The following is a 16388-nucleotide window of genomic DNA, read 5'->3' on the forward strand; positions in this document are numbered from 1 at the left end:
AGGGTCCGGGCGCTCGGCCGTCGACGGAGCGATGCCCTGCCGGCGGACTTCGCCGCCGTCGCCGGGGCGCGCCGCGCGCCACCGCGGCGGGGTGGTCTCCGCCCGGGATCGCCATGCCGGGTTGCAGGGTGGCAACGAGCCGCCCGACGTGGGCGGTGCGCGGTCCGGCGCCGGCGAGGTGGTGCCGCTCAGCAGGGCGGGCGCCCGTCTATGGCGCCGATGCTTCGCATTCCATCGAAGGTGGGGTTTAGCTCAACTCGTCCACTGTCGACTGCCGATGCTCGGGGTGAAAGCGAGAGCTCGATCGTGAGGCTCGCCACACTCTCCGAGGAGACGACGCAGATGACGCGCAACAAGCTCGTGCTGGGCGCCTGTGCGATGGCGATGACGCTGGCCGCCGGCGTGGGGTGGACGATGCAGGCCGCCGCCGAGGACACCAGCGACGCGCAGCAGAGCCAGCCGGCCGCCACCCGGGCCGTCGACGGCTACCAGATCGTCACGCTGCCCAACGCCAACGTGGGCAACTTCCAGCGCCGCACCGTCTACTGCCCGAACGGCAAGAAGGCCATCGGTGGCGGCGCCGAGGCCCGCGGCAACGACTCGGTGCTGAACGGCACCTTCCCGACCGGCGATGGCAACGGTTGGGTCGGCATCGGCCACCAGCCCGGCTACGACAGCGTGGGCATCAGCGTCTACGTGATCTGCGCCTACGCCTGATCAAGTCGAGCAGCTGACGGGGCGGCAGCGACCGGAGCTGCCGCCCCGTGCTGTTCTCGATCCGGTCGATCTCGCGAGGAGCCGTGCGCCTACTGGTTGGCGGTCCGCCAGGCGCCCGTGTTCCAGATAGCGCCGCGGGTGTCGCTGTAGACCACCATGTTGCCGTCGTCCTGAAGGATGGTGGAGGCTCCGGGGTTGCCGTAGGTTCCGGAAGTCCACAGGGCGATGCCGGGGCCGTCCCCGTTCGCTCGCTAGATGACGAGGTTTCCGTCAGGTTGCATGACGGCGTATGCCCCGGGGTGACCCCAGGCGTTGGACTCCCGGAGAGGCGGCCCCAGCCACCGCCGCTCTTTCCCGGATCCTTCACGGTTCGTAGCGGCCGGGGTGGGAAACGCGGTGGCCGGTGACCGAGATTCCTGAAACCCTGACTTCTCGCCGATGCGGGCGACCCCATCGAGCGCCTCGCGGTGGCGGGGCACCTTCTCAACGCCGCGGCCGATCTGCTCTGCGACTACCACGACGCGTGGACCGGCGGCGGCAAGTGGCTGCCGCGGCGTCTCCTGGAGGCGGACGCAGAACGTGGGGGCGCTCTGCTCGAAGCGCACCTGCACCTGTGCAGGTCGGGAGACCCGGGGCCCATGATCGACGCGACATCGGGGATCCGCGACCTGGTCGGCGGGCCTCTTCGCGAGGGCTATCGCAGGACCTGGCACGGCGTCATCGAATCGGTTGCCGCTGCCGCCGGGCGCTGACCGGCTGCACCACGTCCTCGTCGACGCTCAGGGCATCCCGCTCGTGGTGTCGCCGACCGGCTGCAACCGCAACGACGTCACCCGCGGACCGGACCCCTGGCTCGGCATCCCCGAGCCGGTCGCCGACGACCTTTTCCTGGCCCCGGTCCTCGGCCGGCCGTGGCCCACCGTCCACCCGCTCACCGGCCGAGAGCGGGTCACGGCCTCGGTGCCTCGGGCGGGCACCCGTGACGGGGGAGGACGAGAGGGAGGAAGATCGTGTCGACGATCTCCTCCAGGACGGGGTCGGGGACCGGTGCCAGGGTCATGAGGAACTCGTGGCGCAGCAGGTCGAGGGGGATGGCCCGGACACGATCGGTGAGGCGTTCCGGATCGATCTCGCCCCGTGCCACGGCTCGCTCGTACAGGGCGTCGACTGCGCTCTTCCGTCGCCCGGCGGTGAGGAGTTCGCGCAGGTCGGCGGGGCTGGTGCCGGTCTCCTGGTAGTAGCCGGCCAGGTGGACGCTCATGACGGTGACGAGCTGGACGCGGGTGGCGTTGATCTCGCGCATGAGGCCCAGGAGGTCGCCGCGCAGACTCCCGGTGTCCGGGGCGTCGAGGTGTTCGCGGTTCAGCACGTGGGCGAGGGCGGCCCGGACGAGTTCCTGCCGATCGGGCCAGCGCCGGTAGAGCACCGGCCGGCTGGTGCCCGCGCGCTGGACCACGGCGTCCAGGGTGAAGTTCGCGTAACCGTTCGCCGTGAGCTCCGCCCAGGCCGCGTCCAGCAGGGCCTCCTCCAGCACCGCGCCCCGGCGCCGCTCCGCCATCGCCCACTCCTCACTTTAGATACAGTTGCGCATCCTAATGCCCGGAGCCTACTCTCGGGCCGTTAAGAAACGCTCTCGCATCTTAGGTGGCTGTTCGTGAGTACCTCTCCCACGGCCGGCGCTCCGCCCGCACCGGCGGATCCCAACCGCGTCGATCCTGCCGTGTGGCGCATGGCCTTCACCATCATCGTGGGCGCCATGGCGGTCGTGTTCGACACCACGATCGTCAGCGTCGCCCTCAACGACCTGGCCCGGGACCTCCACACCACGATCTCGACGATCCAGTGGGTGAGCACCGGATACCTGCTGGCGATGTTCGTGACGATCCCGATCGCCGGCTGGGCGCAGTCCGTCATCGGTGGCAAGCGGCTGTGGATCGCCGCCCTGGGCATGTTCCTCCTCGGCTCGGTGCTCTGCGCGGTCTCCTGGGACGCGACCAGCCTGATCGTCTTCCGGGCGGTCCAGGGCATCGGCGGCGGCGTGATGATGCCGCTGATGGTGACCCTCATCATGCAGGCCGCCAAGGGTCGCAACCTCGGCAAGGTGATGGCGACCATCACCCTGCCCACCGCGCTCGGCCCGATCCTCGGCCCGGTCCTGGGCGGGATCATCCTCAACTTCGGTGACTGGCGCTGGCTCTTCCTGGTCAACGTTCCCTTCTGCGCCGTCGGCGGCTGGCTCGCCCACCGCAACCTGCCCGACGACCGGCCCGCACCCGGCGACCGCGCCCGCCTCGACGTGGTCGGCATGCTGCTCCTCTCACCCGGCGTCGCCGCCGTCATCTACGGCCTCTCCCAGGTCGAGGGCCGGGCCGGCTTCGCCGACGCCAGGGTCCTCGTCCCCCTGCTCGCCGGCCTCGTGCTGATCGGCGCGTTCGTCGCCTGGGCACTGCCCCGCGCCGGGGCGGCCGTGGTCAACCTGCGCCTGTTCCGCCACCGCCCGCTGGCGTCCGCCTCGGTCCTGGGCTTCCTCAGCGGCGCGGTGCTGTACGGCGCGATGCTGCTGCTGCCGCTCTACTTCCAGCAGGTCCGCGGCGAGGACGCGCTCGGCGCCGGCCTCCTGATGATCCCCCAGGGCGTCGGCACCCTCGCGTCCCGGACGCTGGCCGGCAGGTACACCGACCGCTACGGTCCCCGCTGGGTGGCGTTCACCGGATTCGCCATCGTGACCGCGGCCACGCTGCCGCTCGCGTTCGTCACCGCCGACACCGACAAGGTCGTCCTGCTGGCCACGCTGCTGTTCCGTGGCGCCGGCATGGGCGCCGCCGTGATCCCGCTCACCGGTGCCGCCTACGTGGGCCTGGGCCGCGAGGAGATCCCCCATGCCAGCATCATCACCCGCGTCACCCAGCAGATCGGCGGATCCATGGGCACCGCCGTCCTGGCCGTGATCCTCCAGCGCACCGCCGCCGGAGCACACACGCCCGGCGCGCTCGCCGGGGCCTTCGGCGACGCCTTCTGGTGGGCCTTCGCGTTCACCGCCGCCGCCGTGCCCGTCTCTCTCCTCCTCCCCACCCGTCGACCGCAGCCCGCTCCGCGCGAGGCGGCGACCGAGGCCAGAAGCGCCGTCCGGGCGTAGCGCCCGCCATCCCGACGGGCCGCCAGGAGGGAAGGGAGTCCTGGCGGCCCACCGGAACCGCCTCGGCGGCTCGACCACCGCACCCGCTAGGATCCGCGCCGTCAGATGGCAGACCGAGTGAGGGAGCCCACCAGTGCAGGGCGGCGACGATGAGCAGTACCCCATGAACGCGACAGCCAGACGGAAGATCGCCTTCGGCGCGGCGGCCGGCGTTGTCAGCCTTGCGCTCGCCGGTGCCGGCGGGTTGGCCCTGTTCAGCACGCACACCACGGCCGCTGCCGTGCCAGGGCCGCGATCGGCCAGCCCGAGTGCTTCTCCCCGCCCCAGCCCGAGTTCCCAGCCCAGTTCGAGCCCTTCGTCCAGCCCCACATCCAGCCCTTCCCCCAGCCTCCCGCTCGTGCCCTCCGCGTCCCCGAGCTCCGTGCCGGAGACGACGACATCCCACGTGCGTGCCTCCTCGGCGGAGGCGACGTCCCACCCGTCCACCCCCTCGCCGAGCCGGTACACCGCGCCGGCGGCACCGAAGCCGTCCACGCCACAGCAGGCCGCCCAAATCCCGGCGCCCCGGCCCACGTTCAGTGCCAGCCGGCCGCAGCCGACCAGCTGTCCCCCCGGACAGGTCCTCCTCCACGAGCTCAACGGCGACTCGGATTGCGCGACCGTGCTCGACATCCCACCGGCGCCACGGACGAGCCCGCCGCTCGGCTGACGGTCACCGCGTTCACCAACGCGGCATTGAACCGGATCCGTTCAGCCGCCCGACTGGCCGCGGGCCAGCCCGCGGAGCCGCTGGCCCCGGCCGGTGGGGCGAGCCGGAGTGTTCAATGGTCCCGCCGGAGGAGAACACGCGGCCTTCCACTCCTGCGGGCGGTTGCGGACGAAACCGCCGCCACGGACGACGAGGCCACAGCCCGGAACCGCAGCCCCGTCACGGCAGGCGCCGTTGCGGTGCTAGGCCGCCGTCCGGGCGCGCCGGGTCCGGGCGGTGTCGGTGCCGAAGGCCTGGACCGCGGGGGAGCCGTACGCCCTGGCGACCTCGGTCAGGAAGGAGGCGTCCGCGGCCAGGTCGTCACCGCTGAAGTCCGCCATGCTCTCCGGGTGGCGCACGGGCGGGTGCTCCGCCAGCTTCGCGTCGCGGGCGCCCCGCACCACGCAGGCCATCACCATCGCCTCGGAGTACCGGCCGGAGACGTCGAAGGCTGCCAGGTAGTCCCGGGCGAGATCGGCCGTTCCCGGCGGGTTGTGGTAGTGCAGGGTGAGGACGGCGTCCCGGATCTCCACCACCTTGCGGTACGCGAGCAGCTTCCAACTCCCGTGCGGACGGAGGATCTCGACGAGGCGCGGTCGACGCCTGGCGAGCAGCACGTTCGGCACGGTCTCGGTCAGGTCGCGCCACAGCGGCCAGAGCTTCCAGATGGTGGCGATGTCGGCCGCCGCCCGACGCGCGGCGGCGGCCACCGGCACGATCAGGGCGGCCGCCCGGAAGAACGCGTGCAGCGCCATCAGCAACGGGAGGAGGACGGCCCAGACCTGGCCGTCGAGGAGGAGCTGGAGCCCCTTGCCGCACCAGAAGAGTCCGGCGCACGTGGTACCGAGACCGAACAGCTGCAGGCCCGTTCTGAGCTGACCGGGTGCGCTCTGCCGGCTGTAGTGCCAACACATGCGCATGCAGGCGTAGTTGGCGAACAGGTGGGCCGTGGTGAGGACCAGCCAGAAGGCGGTCGGCGGAGGGCCGGAGCCGGCGCGCAACTGGAGCACGACAAGGACGGCCGTCACGAGGAGGGTCCCGAGGTAGACGCGCGCCCGGTGTCGGCGTCGGTCGACCGCGGCGGTGGCGAAGTCGAGGGTGGTGCCGGCTGACAGCACGCCCAGCAGATGCTGGCCGAGTCCGACGAGCTGGGTCGGGCCGGTGACGGCGAGGACGGCACGGCTGACCGGGTCCAGGCTGAGCGTCATGGCTGCGGCCGCGCTGGCGACCGCGAACCAGAGCGCGTGCTGTCGGGGCGAGCGGAGCGCCGAAGGCGCCCGCACCCCCACGGCGACCCACAGGCAGACCGCGCTCACGTTCTCCACGGTCGTGCTGAGCGATGCGAGGTCAGTGGACATGCCATGCCTCGACTCCCAGGGCCGCCTCCAGCTCCTGGAGCGCCCCGCTCGGCTGGGCCGCCGCCGGCTGCCGCTCACTGGTCCGGATCAGGCTCGCCAGCATCTCGGCCTCCTGCTCCTGCCACGTGGTGTAGTCGGTCCGCGCCAGCAGCCGGTTGACCAGCCGGGGACTGAGATCACTCAGGAGGGCCGACACGGTGCCCAACTCCCCATCCGCGACGGAGTGGTGGTCGAACAGCATGTGCGCGATCTCGTGCAGCACGATGTGCTCCTGGTGTGCGCGGGCCGTTCGTCGCTCGAAGAAGATGTGGTCGTCGGTGTGGGTCGCCAGCCAGAGGCCGCAGGCTCCCGCCGAGGCCGCCTGCGGCGGCAGGGCATGGAGGTGGAGCGGGCGTCCTCGCTGTGCCGACAGTCGCGCGCAGAGCGCGTCGAGAGAGAACGGATGTGGTACGTCGAGCTGCTTCAGCACTGACTCGCAGCGTCGGCGTAGCCGGTTGTACTCATGCGACATGGCGTCCTTCAGAGCCTTCCCCCGAGAACCGCTCCAGTACGACGGCTCGAGGCGCGTTCCGGCGCCTCGCTCAGCTCTCCCCTCCGGCGTTCCCGAAGCCGCGGAGTCCCGTCCTGGTCAGGGCTCGCCGACCCGCGCGGGCCCGCCGTCGGCCGCCGGATCGTCCGCGGCGTCGTTGATCCGCGGCAGGTTCTGCAGCTTTCGGACCTCGTCCACCATGGTGAGCAGGGCGTCCAAGCTGGCCGGGGAGAGCCCTTCGGCACGCAGGGCCAGGTTGCGCACCCGGGTGTCGCGCAACGCGGACGCCATGGCCAGCTGGGAGCTGACCCGCTCGGCGACGGCGTCGTTGAGGAAGTACTCCAGCGGCACTCCGAAGAAGGTCGCCAGCACGTCGAGTTGTTCGAGCGTCACGTTGTGCTTCTTGCCGGTGGCGAGCTCCCACAGGTAGGTGCCGGAGATCCTCCCGCCGGTCGTCTGACGGATCTCGCGGGAGATCGCGGCGTACCCGGGGCGCGTGCGCTCGTCGGGATAGAGGGCGTCGAGCAACTCGTTCAGCCGCTGGTCGATCCGACGCACCGAGGACCGGCCCGGCTGACCGGGAAGTGGCCCGCTGGGCTCCATCTGTCGTCTCCCGAAGGATCATTGGCCTGTTTGACGGTCCGTCAACATGGACCAACCCTACTCGAAGCGAGTGGCGTCCGCCATTGTTGACAGATGGCACCGGCCGGCAACGCTCCCGCGCATATGCTCGGTCGGCGGGCGGACGGCCGGGCCGGAGTCCGCTGGTTGCGGTCAACCCGGCGGCCGCCGGTGGCCTCGACGGTCAGCGGTGATCGGGTCGGATCGGCCCCAGGCGTCGGGCAGGTCCACCGACCTGTACGCCGCTCGACCGGTCCAGGTCGGCCATCCGCCATAGTGGACAACTGTCCACTGAACGCGGCGCATTCGTTCGCCACGGTTGACAGGCGCGGGCGGCTTGTGCGATATTCAACACGATCATCCAGTATAGGCAACGGCCTGTGGCTTGGCCCGGCAGTGGAACGGGCAGCCCCTTCCCCCCTTGAGCGGTGCGGCAGCGCCTTGCCCGTGTGGGAAGGCTGTTGCCTGCGCTGACAAGGCTGTTGGCTGCTATGAGGGGGATTCATGCAGACAGATCTCAAGATCCGGCAAGCGGACCCGTTAGGCGAGGCCGAGGATCTGGAGCAGCTGTACCAGCTGGCGATTCGAGTCCGTGTCCTCTACCCGTCCCGGGCGAACGAGGAGCTCGACTGGGGCGACACCCGGGTGGCGCGGGCGGTGCGACTTCTGAGGGAAGGGGGGTTGCTGCGGCCTCTGGCGGACGACCGCGGAGACGCACTGGTCCCCGTCGCGCCCCGCACCGCGGCCTCTCGCAGGTTGGCCCGGCTGCACACGCAGATCGCCCGGATGGAACAGGAGTCGGACGCGATCCGGGCCGAGTTGGCGGTCTTCCAGGAGCTGCACGAGCAGGCCACCCGGGAGAGCCGTCTGGTGGAGCCGTGCCAGACGGTCGCCGGGGCCGACGCCATCGCCGCCGAGATCGCCGCCCTTGCCGAGGACTGCGACTCCGAGGTGCTGGTCGCACGCCCCGGAGGCGGCCGCAGCATCGCGGACGCGCTCCAGGTCGCCTGGGAGTCGCCCGAGGTGAAGCTCGCCCGTCGCGTTCGATCGCGGATCCTGTACCAGCACGCGGCACGCTTCGACCGGCCCACGAGGGAGCACGTCGAGCAACTCGTCGCGGTCGGCGGGGAGGTGCGCACCCTCGGCGATCCCTTCGACCAGGTGATCATCTTCGATCGGGACGTGGCCGTCATCCCGGCGGACGGCGACCGGGACGTGGCCGTGATCGTCCGCCAGGCCGGCGTGGTGGACTTCCTCCTCGGGGTGTTCGAGCGTGCCTGGGTGAGCGCCAGCCCGTTCGAGAGCCAGAACCGCGCGGCGGAGGTGAGCGAGCTGATCAGCGGCGTGCGCATGTCCATCATCCAGTTGCTGGCCGAGGGCGAGACCGACGAGGCGATCGCTCGCCGGATCGGGGTGAGCGTACGGACCTGCCGCAGTCATGTCGCCAAGATCTACCAGGAGCTCGGCGCGCGCAGTCGTTGCCAGTTGGGGGTCCTGATCGCCCAGTCGGGCCTGCTGCGGCAGGGGTAGGGCCGGGTGGCAGGGCGTTGGAGGGGCGGGCGGCAGCCTCTAGGATGCGATCATGGCTGACCCTGACCCATCCACCGACGCCCCTGAGCCGCGGGATCCGGAGCTCGGATTCCCGCGGCCCGGCGAGGTGCTGCACCGCCTCCGTACGCAGCAGGGCATGTCGCTGCGCCAGGTGGCGGCCGAGTGCGGGCTGTCGGTGTCCTTCCTCGCCTCGCTGGAGCGGGGCGAGACCGACATCGCGCTGGAGCGGCTCGGCCGCCTCGCCCGGGTGTTCGGCCACGACGTCGGCTCGTTCCTGGGTTTCTCCCGTGGGCGGGCCACTCCCTCGGTCTTCCCGAGGGAGAAGCAGGAGGAGCTGAGCCGGGCGCCCGGTGTGGTCTACCGGGTGCTGCGTTCCCCGGTGCTCGGATACCAGGTCGTCACGGGGGACTTCGAGCCGCACAGCGGCCTCGCCGAAGACCTCCAGCACGAGGGCTCCGACTTCATCACCGTCACCAGGGGCGTCCTGGTGGCCCGGTACAACGGAGTGGACCACGTCCTGCGGGCCGGCGACTCCATCCAGTGGTCGGCGGGCCATCCGCACAGCTTCCGCAACGACTCCGACGAATCGGCCCAGCTGATCGGGATCCTCTTCTCCAGCCTCTACTGAAGCCTCTGCCGGCGCATTCCCCTGACCGACCGACCGCCCCACGGACACCTGTCCGTGGGGCGGTCGGCGTTCGGGCCGGGATCCGCGCCGATTGCCGTGGAAGCCCTCGACCCGGACGATATTCTGCTCTAGAGTGCTTTTTATCGAACAATAGGGAGTGTCAGACATGCTGAAGCCGACCCCGTCCCTCGAGAGTCCCGCGCAGCCCGCAGCCCCGGGCGGTGCCCCGGAACCGGCCGCACGGCCCAACCGCGGGGCCGACCTGACGGCCCGGGTGGCGCTCGTGGTGGTCTGGAGTTCCGGTTTCATCTCCGGCAAGCTCGGACTGCGGTACGCGTCGCCCTACACCTTCGCGACATTACGTTTCGCCATCGCGGGCGTCGTCCTGCTGGTCATCGCCGGGGTCCGTCGCGAACGGCTGCCCCGGGGGCGCCGACTGCTGCACCTGGCCGTTGCCGGCACACTCGTCCAGGCGGTGCAGTTCTCCAGCATCTACATGGGGATGAACCTGGGGGTGCCCTCCGGACTGGCGGCGCTGATCATCGCCCTCTACCCGTTGGCCGCCTCGTTGCTCGCGGTGCCGCTGCTCGGCGAGCGGGTCTCGGCCGGCCAGTACCTGGGCCTGGCGCTGGGGCTCGGCGGGGTGGCGCTGGCGGTCGCCGACCGGATCCAGCTGTCCGGGGGCTACCTGCTGGGCCTGGGCTTCCTCGTGCTGGGACTGCTCGGCATCTCCTTCGGCACGGTCTACCAGAAGCGGTTCTGCGGGCGGATGGAGCCGGTCAGCGGCAACGCCGTGCAACTCCTCGCCGCCTCGCTGGTGGTGCTGGTGCCCGCGCTCCTGGTGGAGGGCTGGGACGTGCACTTCTCCGCGTCGTACTGGCCCGTGCTGCTATGGACCGCGCTGATCAACTCCATCGTCGGCGTCGGCCTCCTCTACCACCTGCTGCAACGGCACGGGACGAGCCAGGTCAGCAGCCTGTTCTATCTGGTCCCGATGAGCACGGCCGGCCTGGGCGCGCTGCTGCTCGGTCAGGACTTCGGTCCGCTCACCCTCGGCGGGCTCGTCCTCGCCACGGCCGGCACCTTCCTCGCCAACCGTGTCCGGCGCTGAACGGCCGGAGAGCCGGGCAGTCGGCCCGGCTCCCCAGCCTCACGGTGACATCCGACCGGCGCTGCCGGTTCAGCTCGACGCGCTGTGCAGGGTGCTCCGCTCCTGGTGCTCGGCGATCAGGTCCTCGATGTCGTCGGCGCAGTCGCCGCACCCGGTGTTCGCCTCGGTTGCCTCGCGGACGGACGACAGGTCGTCCGCGCCGCGCTCCAGGGCGGCGATCACCTCACGCTCGGTGACCCGCGCGCACAGGCACAACAGCGGGCTCGACTGCTCCGTGTGCTCCTCCATCAGCCTCTCCTTCCTCGGTGGTCGACAGTCGGTGGACCAGGCCCGGCACCTCGGGCCGGTCCCGCAGCTCGGCACGGCGGATCTTGCCGGAGGGCGTCAGCGGCAGGCGGTCGACGAACTCCAGCACCCGGACCCACTTCTCGCGCGGCAGCTCCTCGACCGCGCGGCGGAAGACGGCGTCGGCGCTCTCCGGGCCCGGGGCGTGGCCGCGGGCAAGGACCACGAACGCCTTCGGCTCCCACAGCCCCACCGGGTGCGGGATCGCCACCACCGCGACGTCCGCGACCAACGGGTCCCGCAGCAGGGCGCGTTCGAGCTCAAGCGGCGAGATCCGGTGGTCGAACGACTTGAACATGTCGTCGGTCCGGCTGACGTAGCCGTAGCTGCCGTCGTCGTGGCGCACCACCAGATCGCCCGTGTGGTAGAGGCCGCCCTCGAACGCGCGGGCGGTGCGCTCGGGATCGCCCGAGTAGCCCGTCATCATGCCGGCCGGGCGTGGCGACAGCCGGACGCAGAGTTCGCCCGGGGTGCCGTCGGGCACCTCCTGGCCGGTCTCCCGGTCGATCAGCACCAGCTGGTAGCCCGGCAGCGCCCAGCCCATCCGTCCCGGAACGGCCTCACGGCCCGGGGGATTGCCGATCTGGGCGGTCGTCTCCGTCTGGCCGAAGCCGTCCCGGACCGACAGGCCCCACGCCTGCCGCACGGTGTGGAACAGCGCGGGCTCCAGAGACTCCCCGACGGCGGTGGCCTCCCGAAGCCCCGCGGGCCGTTCTCCCAGCCCCTCGCGGACCATGCCGCGCCACACGGTCGGGGGAGCGCAGAGCGTGGTGATCCCGCCCCGCCGGAGCGCGGCGAGGACCGCGGCCGGGCCGGGGCGCGGCTCGGCCAGGGCGACCACGGTGGCCTCGGCGTTCCACGGCACGAAGAAGGAGCTCCAGGCGTGCTTGGCCCAGCCCGGTGCGGAGACGTTCAGGTGGAAGTCGCCCGGGCGCACGCCGTTCCAGTACATCCCCGACAGGTGGCCGACGGGGTAGCTGAGGTGGGTGTGCGAGACCATCTTCGGCCGCGAGGTGGTGCCCGAGGTGAAGTAGCAGAACAGCGGGTCGTCGGCCAGCGAGCATCCCTGCCGGGTGAAGTCGGCCGGGGCCGTGGCGGAGTCGGTGTACGCCAGCCAGCCGGCTCGTCGGGCGCCCACCGCGATCCGCGTCCAGTCGCCGGGGACGTCCGCGAAGCGGTCCACCAGGTCGGCGGCGGCCACGACGTGCCGGATGCCCGCCCGGTGGACCCGGTCGGCCAGCTCGGCTGGGGTGGTCGTGGTGTAGGTCGGGACGATGACCGCGCCCAGCTTGATGGCGGCGAGCATCACCTCCCACAGCTCCACCCGGTTGTCGAGGAGCAGCAGCAGCGGGTCCTTGCGGGCCACGCCCAGACCCTGCAGCCAGGCCGCCACCTGGTCGGAGCGGCGGGCCATGGTGTCGAAGGAGTGGTCGGTGTGGCCGTCGGGCCCCAACACCCGCAGCGCGGGCCGGGAGTTGTCGCGGGCCACCGCGTCGAACCAGTCGAGTGCCCAGTTGAAGCGGTCCGGCCTCGGCCACCGGAACAGGCGGCGGGCAGTGGCGAGATCGTCCCGGTGTTCCAGGAGGACGTCCCGCGCCGTTCGGAACGCCCGGGTGGCGTCCCGGTCGTGAGGAGTCGTTGCCGTGTGAGGAGTCATTGCCGGCAGTGCCTTTCGTGCGGAGACTGCTGCGGTTCAGTGGTGGGCGCCGGTCTCGTGGCCCACCAGGACGGCCGGTTCGGTGGGCCGCTCCGTCAGCGGGGCGAGCAGCTCCCTGGCGACGGTGTCGGCGACCTTCAGGAAGTCGGTGGCCACCCCGGGGCGGCCGTTGCCGATCTGGGTGAACCAGCGCACGTGCTCGGTGGGGATGCCCAGGGCGTAGAGCCCCGGGTGCACCCGCCCGGCGCCGTCCCGCACCCGGAAGGACCCCTGGACGACGTCGAGCCCGCCGGTGGCGTACCGGGTGCCCGAAGCGGTGTCGGAGTTGACGAACTCGCGGACCACGCCGGCGCTCAGCAGCTGGCGGGTGAGCGGCGAGCTGTCCCGGGGCAGGTTCGGCGTGGGGATGCGCGCGTCGATCAGTACCTCGGCGGTCCGCTCGGAGCCGGCCACCTGCGGGGAGCCGACCACGAACCGTCCGGCCGCCTGGTCCGTGCCGAACCGGGCGGCCGGTCCCACGATCTCGACCAGTCCCTGCTCCATCAGCGCGATCAACTGCTCGGTGCGGACCATCGGCGGGCCGGCCGAGAGCAGGGCGTTGACCGGCGCGTACCGGCCGAGGAACGCGTCACGGTGGGACTCGGGCAGCAGGCCGCCGTAGTCGACGGCCTGCCGCACGATGCCACGGAGGTCCCGCAGGGCGTCCAGCGCCGCCTTCAGCGGACCGTCCAGGGTGCCCAGCGCGGCCTGGTCGAGGTCGTGGCGCAGGACCGCGGACAGGCGTTGCTGCCAGGCCTGGTGGCTCGGGAAGAACTCGCCCGCGAAGGGGCGGGCCAGCGCCCACAGGTCCGGAGCGGGGACGGACTCCAGACCCGCCTCCTTGAGCAGCACCGAGGTGTCCTCGCCCAAGGCGAGCAGTTCGGCGTGCCGGCGGGCGAACTCCGCCGCCTGCTCGGCGCCGGCGGCGGCCCGCACGTGGGTGGTGTAGAAGACGTGCTCGATCTCCTTGAGCAGCAGCGGCAGCAGGTCCTGGTCGAAGTCGAGCCGCGTGCTGCCGGTCGCCGCGCGACGCCGGGCGCGGGCCGCCGCCAGGGCCTCCTGGGTGAGGAACCGCGCCGGGTGGACGTAACCGGGAGCCTTCTGGTTGCGTCCACGCGCCGGGATCGGCAGCCCGCTGCGCGAGGCCGCCACGACGTGCGGCTCGCGTCCGCTGGGCCGGTAGCGCAGGCTGCCGTGCCGGTCACGGACGAACTCGCCGCCGCGGCCCACCGTCAGCGACAGCAGGACGTCGTAGAAGGACAGCCCCAAGCCGCGGATCGCGACGGTGGTTCCGGGGCGGACCGCGGTGTCGAGGTCCAGCTCCGCGGCCGAGTCGCCGCACAGGTAGGCGATCCCGGGCCGGGTTCCGGCGAACCTGATCATGGCCCGGTCGAAGTCGTCCGGTTCGTTCCTGGGGTGTCCGGTGGCCAGCACGACCTTGTCCGCCGCGAGCGTCCGGGACTCGTCCAGGGTCAGCCGGTAGCCGTCCCCGAGCCCCGGTCGGACGGCGGTCACCCGCGCTTGCAGCGGGATCAGCCGGACGTGCGGGGGCAGTTCGTCGGTGATGGTGCGGTAGACGAACCTCAGGTAGCGCCCGTAGTCCCGCCGGGAGGCGAAGTCGTCCGGACCGAGGGCCGGGCGGTCGCCGGCGGCCGGCGCGTGCTCGGCCAGCCACTCGCCGAGCGAGGGCCCGGCGCCGGGGCGGGCGCGGCCACCGTCCGGCTCACCGGAGAACATGGTGACCTGCCCGATGACGGTGTTCATCGTGAACCAGTCGTTCTGGTCGGTCCGCCAGACCCGCCCGGCCCCGACCTCCACGGCGTCGATCGCGTAGATGTGGACCGGACGAGGTTCGGCGGCGCCCTCGCGCAGCAGCACGGCGAGGCGCTCCAGGACGGAGATGCCCCGGGGCCCGGTGCCGACGACGGCGATGGTGTAGGGACTGAGCGGTGGTATGGAGCTGTTCACTGCGATTCTCCTTGTGCCGGGTGGATCGCGGCGCGGGCCGCGTGGACCGGAAGCGGTCGGGGAACACGGAGCGGAAGCGGTCGGGGAACGGGGAGGGTCACGCGGGCGCGGCGCCGGTCCGGCCCGGACCCGGGCCCGGGCCTACGCGGCCCGGTCGAACGTGGACTGGACGTGCGAGAGCATGCCGAGCAGGTCGTCCGCGCGGAGCCGGGAACTGCCGCGTGGGGCCTGGGCGCTGATCGGCATGAGCCCCACGGAGAACCAGCGCAGCCGCCCGTCACCGTCGATGTAGCTGCGGGAACGCTGGGCGTTGTCGGCGTGCAGGCAGTACGGGACGTCCAGGTAGCCGCGGGCGAAGGCCGTGGTGAGGGCCCGACCGACGTCCGGGTGGAGGGCGAGTACCGCCTCCACCAGGGTCCTGGCCTCCTCGTACACCCCGTCGTCGGCCGTGGTGTCCGGCGGGCCCGCGTCGGCCGCCGCCCGGGCTGCCTCCCGCAGCGCCCGGACGTTGTCCTCGACGGTGGGTATCCGGTACGCCTCCGCGGCGGTCTTCACGATCAGCCGCTCCACACCGGTGCGGGCGGCGAGCAGCGCGCTCTGCCGCAGCAGGGCCAGCGCGCCGGCCTCGCTCCTCGGGAAGACGCCCATGTACGTGTAGAGGACGATGTGCCAGGAGGCCTCGGTGAGCATCTCACCTGCCAACCGGCGCAACGCCGCGACGGCCGCTCGGTCCTGTTCGAAGTCGGTCTGCTGGGCGTAGCTGAGCGAGATGTCGCGCAGCCCGTGCTGCTCGAAGAACAGGCCTTCCAGCACGGTCATCGCCACCAGCAGGCTGGGCGGGCAGAGTTGACCCAGCAGGCAGCCGCCGAAGCTCTCCAGATGAGCCGTCGGCGAGCGGGTGGCCAACAGTTCGCAGCAGCGCGCCCAGGCGTCCACCGAACGCACCAGTGGGGTACGGCTGTAGGGCAGGCAGTACGAGACCGGGCCGCCCTCGGTGGCGTCGAGCCCGGAGTCGAGCAGTACCCGGAAGATGTCCAGCGGCAGGGACGAGCCGTGGCGCACCTGGACGGCGAACTGCCGTCCGCCCAGCGCGGCGGTCAACTCCCTTGTGGTGTCCGGCCCGTGGGTGACGAGGGGGTAGCCGTTGAGGTTGCTTCCACGGTCGAGCGCGTGGCGCGCGGAGGCGTGGTCGCCGACCCGGGTGTAGCTGTCCAGGGTGATGGTGCCGACGGTGCGGGCCGGCACGTCCCGGACCGCCTCCAGGCCGCGGCGCATGGCCGGTACGGTGGCGAAGCCCATCCGGGGCTGGACGACCAGCTCGCCTGCCGCCCTGGCCGCGGCGATCGCCGCCCCGAAGGGCGGTGCGGTCGACACGAAGGGACGCCGGTCGGAACCGCTCACGCGGCGGCCCCCGCCATGGCCGGCAACCGCGCTGGGAGGGAGGGGAGCTGAGTCAACATCAGGTAGGCCCGGAAGTCCCGGACGGCGTTGTCGCCCTCGAAGACGTCGGTGAATCCCGCCGCCAACAGCTCGGGTCCGTACGTCCCCTCGGCGGCGCCCTCCGTGCCGAGCCGGCCGCCGATCACGACGGGCAGCCGTGCCAGGTCCGGCTCCCGTCGCAGCCTGGTGATCAGGCGGCGCCCGTCCAGGAAGCCGTGCCCGTTGACACTGCTGACCACGACCAGGTCGGGGCGGCGTCGGCGGCACTCCTCGATCAGGAGGTCGTCCGGCACGCAGGCGCCGACGTTGTGCACTTGATGGCCCAGCTCCTCCAGCAACAGCTGCAAATAGACCAGATTCCAGGTGTGGGAATCGGAAGAAACGCTGGTGACGAGGGTGCGGCGGCGGGGTGTCACGAATTCCCGGTCGGATACGACCGTAGGTGAGGACATGGAGGTTCACTCCTGTGGAATGAGAGGGAGGGGCCGGCAAGAGCGCGCGGCCAATGTCCGTACCAGCGCCGGCGGTCGGCTCGTTCGG

15 protein-coding genes are annotated in these 16388 nt (G+C 71.8%); 6 read left to right on the plus strand and 9 right to left on the minus strand.

Features of this window, described 5'->3' with window-relative positions:
• Window positions 1-342 precede the first annotated feature (342 nt).
• Window positions 343-717, plus strand: a complete 375-nt coding sequence (locus ACZ38L_RS24515; protein ID WP_465697097.1) for a hypothetical protein — start codon at window positions 343-345, stop codon at window positions 715-717.
• 467 nt (window positions 718-1184) lie between these two features.
• Window positions 1185-1469 carry a hypothetical protein gene (locus ACZ38L_RS24520; RefSeq protein ID WP_465697099.1) on the plus strand — a complete coding sequence of 95 codons (285 nt, stop codon included), beginning with the start codon at window positions 1185-1187 and terminating at the stop codon, window positions 1467-1469.
• A 197-nt stretch (window positions 1470-1666) separates the two neighbouring features.
• Here the strand turns inward: ACZ38L_RS24520 and ACZ38L_RS24525 are convergent, their stop codons facing one another.
• The gene (locus ACZ38L_RS24525) at window positions 1667-2275 is read right to left on the minus strand and encodes a TetR/AcrR family transcriptional regulator (protein WP_465697101.1); all 609 of its coding nucleotides are present in this window, start codon (window positions 2273-2275) and stop codon (window positions 1667-1669) included.
• Between the two features lie 171 nt (window positions 2276-2446).
• Between ACZ38L_RS24525 and ACZ38L_RS24530 the strand changes: the two genes are divergently transcribed.
• Complete coding sequence (locus ACZ38L_RS24530; protein WP_465697103.1) at window positions 2447-3853, plus strand: MDR family MFS transporter; 1407 nt, start codon at window positions 2447-2449, stop codon at window positions 3851-3853.
• A 951-nt stretch (window positions 3854-4804) separates the two neighbouring features.
• On the opposite strand, the gene ACZ38L_RS24535 is transcribed toward ACZ38L_RS24530, so the two are convergent.
• The 3 genes from ACZ38L_RS24535 to ACZ38L_RS24545 all read right to left on the minus strand — a co-directional run bounded on the left by ACZ38L_RS24535 (window position 4805) and on the right by ACZ38L_RS24545 (window position 7091).
• Window positions 4805-5959, minus strand: coding sequence for an MAB_1171c family putative transporter (locus tag ACZ38L_RS24535; protein ID WP_465697105.1), 1155 nt, complete (start codon window positions 5957-5959; stop codon window positions 4805-4807).
• Window positions 5949-6470 (minus strand): hypothetical protein, encoded by a 522-nt coding sequence (locus ACZ38L_RS24540; protein WP_465697107.1) that lies wholly within the window; start codon window positions 6468-6470, stop codon window positions 5949-5951. The genes ACZ38L_RS24535 and ACZ38L_RS24540 overlap by 11 nt, the downstream gene beginning before the upstream one ends.
• Window positions 6471-6587: 117 nt before the next feature.
• The gene (locus tag ACZ38L_RS24545; protein WP_465697109.1) at window positions 6588-7091 is read right to left on the minus strand and encodes a hypothetical protein; all 504 of its coding nucleotides are present in this window, start codon (window positions 7089-7091) and stop codon (window positions 6588-6590) included.
• Window positions 7092-7613: 522 nt separating this feature from the next.
• On the opposite strand from ACZ38L_RS24545, the gene ACZ38L_RS24550 reads away from it, so the two are divergent.
• The 3 genes from ACZ38L_RS24550 (at window position 7614) to ACZ38L_RS24560 (ending at window position 10399) form a co-directional block, all read left to right on the plus strand.
• Window positions 7614-8639 carry a helix-turn-helix transcriptional regulator gene (locus ACZ38L_RS24550; protein ID WP_465697111.1) on the plus strand — a complete coding sequence of 342 codons (1026 nt, stop codon included), beginning with the start codon at window positions 7614-7616 and terminating at the stop codon, window positions 8637-8639.
• A 52-nt stretch (window positions 8640-8691) separates the two neighbouring features.
• Window positions 8692-9288 carry a cupin domain-containing protein gene (locus ACZ38L_RS24555; protein ID WP_465697113.1) on the plus strand — a complete coding sequence of 199 codons (597 nt, stop codon included), beginning with the start codon at window positions 8692-8694 and terminating at the stop codon, window positions 9286-9288.
• Between the two features lie 166 nt (window positions 9289-9454).
• On the plus strand, window positions 9455-10399 hold the full coding sequence (locus ACZ38L_RS24560; protein ID WP_465697115.1) for a DMT family transporter: 945 nt from the start codon (window positions 9455-9457) through the stop codon (window positions 10397-10399).
• Window positions 10400-10468: 69 nt separating this feature from the next.
• Here ACZ38L_RS24560 and ACZ38L_RS24565 read toward each other — a convergent pair whose 3' ends face one another.
• The 5 genes from ACZ38L_RS24565 to ACZ38L_RS24585 form a co-directional block, all read right to left on the minus strand.
• A complete protein-coding gene (locus ACZ38L_RS24565; protein WP_465697117.1) occupies window positions 10469-10687 on the minus strand; it encodes a (2Fe-2S)-binding protein in 219 nt (72 codons plus the stop codon).
• Window positions 10623-12401, minus strand: coding sequence for an AMP-binding protein (locus tag ACZ38L_RS24570; RefSeq protein ID WP_465697119.1), 1779 nt, complete (start codon window positions 12399-12401; stop codon window positions 10623-10625). The genes ACZ38L_RS24565 and ACZ38L_RS24570 overlap by 65 nt, the downstream gene beginning before the upstream one ends.
• A gap of 36 nt (window positions 12402-12437) precedes the next feature.
• The gene (locus tag ACZ38L_RS24575; RefSeq protein WP_465697121.1) at window positions 12438-14408 is read right to left on the minus strand and encodes an FAD/NAD(P)-binding protein; all 1971 of its coding nucleotides are present in this window, start codon (window positions 14406-14408) and stop codon (window positions 12438-12440) included.
• A gap of 141 nt (window positions 14409-14549) precedes the next feature.
• Window positions 14550-15809, minus strand: coding sequence for a methylaspartate mutase (locus tag ACZ38L_RS24580; RefSeq protein WP_465697123.1), 1260 nt, complete (start codon window positions 15807-15809; stop codon window positions 14550-14552).
• Window positions 15806-16300, minus strand: a complete 495-nt coding sequence (locus tag ACZ38L_RS24585; RefSeq protein ID WP_465697125.1) for a cobalamin B12-binding domain-containing protein — start codon at window positions 16298-16300, stop codon at window positions 15806-15808. The genes ACZ38L_RS24580 and ACZ38L_RS24585 overlap by 4 nt, the downstream gene beginning before the upstream one ends.
• Between the last annotated feature and the right edge of the window lie 88 nt (window positions 16301-16388).

It is taken from the genome of Kitasatospora sp. NPDC024654 (assembly GCF_055559155.1).

What these genes read in the sequence shown, in the direction of transcription:
- ACZ38L_RS24515 (WP_465697097.1), top strand. Translation starts at nt 343, where the DNA reads ATGACGCGCAACAAGCTCGTGCTGGGCGCCTGTGCGATGGCGATGACG.
- ACZ38L_RS24585 (WP_465697125.1), bottom strand. Translation starts at nt 16,300, where the DNA reads ATGTCCTCACCTACGGTCGTATCCGACCGGGAATTCGTGACACCCCGC.
- ACZ38L_RS24550 (WP_465697111.1), top strand. Translation starts at nt 7,614, where the DNA reads ATGCAGACAGATCTCAAGATCCGGCAAGCGGACCCGTTAGGCGAGGCC.
- ACZ38L_RS24570 (WP_465697119.1), bottom strand. Translation starts at nt 12,401, where the DNA reads ATGACTCCTCACACGGCAACGACTCCTCACGACCGGGACGCCACCCGG.
- ACZ38L_RS24555 (WP_465697113.1), top strand. Translation starts at nt 8,692, where the DNA reads ATGGCTGACCCTGACCCATCCACCGACGCCCCTGAGCCGCGGGATCCG.
- ACZ38L_RS24525 (WP_465697101.1), bottom strand. Translation starts at nt 2,275, where the DNA reads ATGGCGGAGCGGCGCCGGGGCGCGGTGCTGGAGGAGGCCCTGCTGGAC.
- ACZ38L_RS24530 (WP_465697103.1), top strand. Translation starts at nt 2,447, where the DNA reads ATGGCCTTCACCATCATCGTGGGCGCCATGGCGGTCGTGTTCGACACC.
- ACZ38L_RS24535 (WP_465697105.1), bottom strand. Translation starts at nt 5,959, where the DNA reads ATGTCCACTGACCTCGCATCGCTCAGCACGACCGTGGAGAACGTGAGC.
- ACZ38L_RS24540 (WP_465697107.1), bottom strand. Translation starts at nt 6,470, where the DNA reads ATGTCGCATGAGTACAACCGGCTACGCCGACGCTGCGAGTCAGTGCTG.
- ACZ38L_RS24560 (WP_465697115.1), top strand. Translation starts at nt 9,455, where the DNA reads ATGCTGAAGCCGACCCCGTCCCTCGAGAGTCCCGCGCAGCCCGCAGCC.
- ACZ38L_RS24565 (WP_465697117.1), bottom strand. Translation starts at nt 10,687, where the DNA reads ATGGAGGAGCACACGGAGCAGTCGAGCCCGCTGTTGTGCCTGTGCGCG.
- ACZ38L_RS24545 (WP_465697109.1), bottom strand. Translation starts at nt 7,091, where the DNA reads ATGGAGCCCAGCGGGCCACTTCCCGGTCAGCCGGGCCGGTCCTCGGTG.